The sequence below is a fragment of the Salinibacterium sp. genome, from assembly GCF_031364185.1.
Taxonomy (GTDB): domain Bacteria; phylum Actinomycetota; class Actinomycetes; order Actinomycetales; family Microbacteriaceae; genus Rhodoglobus.
Window position 1 is genome coordinate 1 of the sequence record NZ_JANLVV010000014.1, and the last position, 2,556, is coordinate 2,556.

The window sequence follows — 2,556 nt, forward strand, 5'->3', positions numbered from 1 at the left end:
CCCCCAAGTACGGCTGGACTGACGTGGCCCGCTTCTCTGCCCTCGGCATCCCGGCCGTGAACTACGGCCCCGGCGACCCGCTCAAGGCCCACGCCGACGACGAGCGGGTGGCCGTCAGCGAGATACTGGAGTGCGAGCGAGGGTTGCGTGCGTGGCTGAGCGCGGGGTGAGCCTCGGGGCTCGCCGCAACCTCAGGGTTCGCTATCGGCTCACGCCGTGGTGGGCCAAAGTTCTCGTCGCTTTCGTCGCCTCCCGCGTGGTCACTACGGCCATCCTGCTGTCGTTCGCCGCCCGGCAGGGGCCGAACGCCTGGACGCCCGCGCATCCGGACTATTTCGATTTCGCCGCCATCTGGGATGGCCACTGGTACTACATCATCGCGGCCGTCGGCTACCCGTCGACCCTGCCGGTGACCGCAGACGGCCAGGTCGGCGAAAGCGCCTGGGCGTTCATGCCCGCCTACCCGGCGATCGTGCGGGTGTTCATGCTGCTGACCGGCCAGGGTTTTCCCGTGGTTTCGGTGTTCGTGTCTGTGGCGTTCGCGCTGGCCGCCGCGCTGATGTTCTACAGGCTCATGCACCTCGTGTTGCCCGCGAGCACGGCGCTGTTCGCGGTGGTGCTGTTCTGCGTCGCCCCGCTGTCGCCGATCCTGCAGGTGTCATACGCGGAGTCGATGCATGCGTTCCTGTTGGCTCTCGCGCTCTACCTCCTGGTGAGACGCCGCTATTGGATGCTGATCCCGGTAGTCGCCGTCATGTCGCTCACCCGTCCCAGCGGCCTGGCGTTCGCCCTGGCGATGCTGCTGCACGTCGCACACCGGTGGTGGGTGCAGCGACCCTCGGCACGTTCACGGCAGGTGTTCCCGGTGCGTGAGCGCGTGGCATCCATCACCGTAGGGCTGTTCAGTGCCGTCATGGGCGTCGCCTGGCTGCTGGTCGCGGCGGTCGTCACCGGCTCACTCACCGCCTACACCGACACCGAGATCGCCTGGCGCTCGGCCTACATCGGCCATGGCGAACTGGTGCCGTTCACTTCGTGGCTCAGCGCCACGGAATTTTGGGCGCCCTGGTTCAGGATGCCGCAGCCGCTGCTGCTCGCACTGCTGGTGCTTATCGTCGCAGGCTTCTTCGCCGCGCTCCTCACCCCGTGGGCACGCCGACTCGGCACCGACATGCGGTTCTGGATCGCAAGTTACGCGCTGTACCTGCTGGCCGTGTTCTTCCCGCAGTCGAGTCTGTTCCGCCTGCTGGTGCCGCTCTTTCCGGCACTCGGGGTGCTGGCCATCCCGAAATCGCCGGTGTACCGCGTGGTCATCGTCGCGCTGTGCATCGCGGGCCAGTGGGCGTGGGTGCAGCTTGGTTGGTGGGTCGACGGTTACGACTGGACACCCCCGTAAAGTGGCGCCCGCCCATGCTCGTTTTCGGGATACGCGGGCAATGACCGATAATAGAAAAGTATCCGTGTGAAAGGGGAAACATCATGGCAGCCATGAAACCGAGGACCGGTGACGGGCCGATGGAGGCTGTCAAGGAAGGGCGCCTCATCATCGTTCGCGTTCCGCTCGAAGGCGGTGGCCGTCTTGTCGTGTCCGTCAATGATGCCGAAGCGAAAGAACTTCATGACGCACTCGCCGGAGTCGTTGCACCCGTCTAACCTCTCGCACCCGGCTCGACCGGTCTGGTGGGCTGGTGTCGTTCAGTCCGTCAGCTTGGTCAACTGAAGCAGGCCGTCGCCCACGGGTGACAGTGCACTGATCACTTCGACCGAGGTGGCGACCTCGTTCAGCAAAAGCCTGAAGTTCGACACCACTTCGTCGCGCTGGGCCGGGTCGGCCACTCGGCCCTTCCACAGGGCGTGTGCCACGACAACGGTGCCACCGCGGCGTGCCAAACGCAGGCCGTGTTCGACGTACTCGACGACGGACTGCGGGTCGCCGTCGATGAACACGAGGTCGTAGCTGGCCTCGTTCATGCGGGGAAGAACGTCGGATGCGCGCCCGCAGATCAGCCTGATCCGGTTGGCCGGGATGCCAGCATCGCCGAACACTTTGCGCGCCTGCTGCTGGTAGTCGAGCTCAGAGTCGATCGTGGTGAGTACGGCCTCGGGTGCTCCGTGCATAAGCCACAGGCCACTGACGCCCAGTCCGGTGCCGATCTCGATCATGTTGGTGGGCGCTGTGGCGGCCGCGATGACGGCGAGTTGCGCTCCCATCGAGGGGGTGATCGACTCGATGCCGAGCTCAAGGGAGTGCAGCCGGGCCGCCGCGATGTCGTCCCGTTCAACGGCGAATTCCTCGGTGAACTTCCAGCTCAGTAGCTTATCTGACACGTGTAACCCCTCACTTGCCCCACTCTAGGGTCAGACCGGGGTTGCGCCGGTTATCCTAAGCGAGTGTCTTTCGGTCTCACCTTCGACAAACTCCTGGTAATCGGGATTATTGCCGTCTTCCTGCTCGGCCCCGAACGCCTGCCCTATTACGCGTCGCAACTGGCCAGACTGGTCAAATCCGTGCGCGGACTGGCCGATGGCGCCAAGGAGCGCATGCGCGAAGAGATG

The 2,556-nt window shown here is 65.0% G+C and carries 3 protein-coding genes and 1 pseudogene; 3 read left to right on the plus strand and 1 reads right to left on the minus strand.

Annotation, left to right across the window (positions count from 1 at the left end; genetic code table 11):
- The 3 genes and pseudogenes from RMN95_RS01055 to RMN95_RS01065 form a co-directional block, all read left to right on the plus strand.
- Positions 1 to 170 (plus strand): annotated as a pseudogene (locus RMN95_RS01055) (succinyl-diaminopimelate desuccinylase); the annotation flags it as partial.
- Positions 152 to 1,396: a hypothetical protein gene (locus tag RMN95_RS01060; protein ID WP_309615116.1), complete on the plus strand. Its 1,245-nt coding sequence runs from the start codon at positions 152 to 154 to the stop codon at positions 1,394 to 1,396. The pseudogene RMN95_RS01055 and the gene RMN95_RS01060, both read left to right, overlap by 19 nt.
- A gap of 83 nt (positions 1,397 to 1,479) precedes the next feature.
- On the plus strand, positions 1,480 to 1,653 hold the full coding sequence (locus RMN95_RS01065) for a DUF3117 domain-containing protein (protein WP_199280254.1): 174 nt from the start codon (positions 1,480 to 1,482) through the stop codon (positions 1,651 to 1,653).
- 42 nt (positions 1,654 to 1,695) lie between these two features.
- Here RMN95_RS01065 and RMN95_RS01070 read toward each other — a convergent pair whose 3' ends face one another.
- Positions 1,696 to 2,328, minus strand: coding sequence for an O-methyltransferase (locus RMN95_RS01070; protein WP_309615117.1), 633 nt, complete (start codon positions 2,326 to 2,328; stop codon positions 1,696 to 1,698).
- Positions 2,329 to 2,556: the final 228 nt, after the last annotated feature.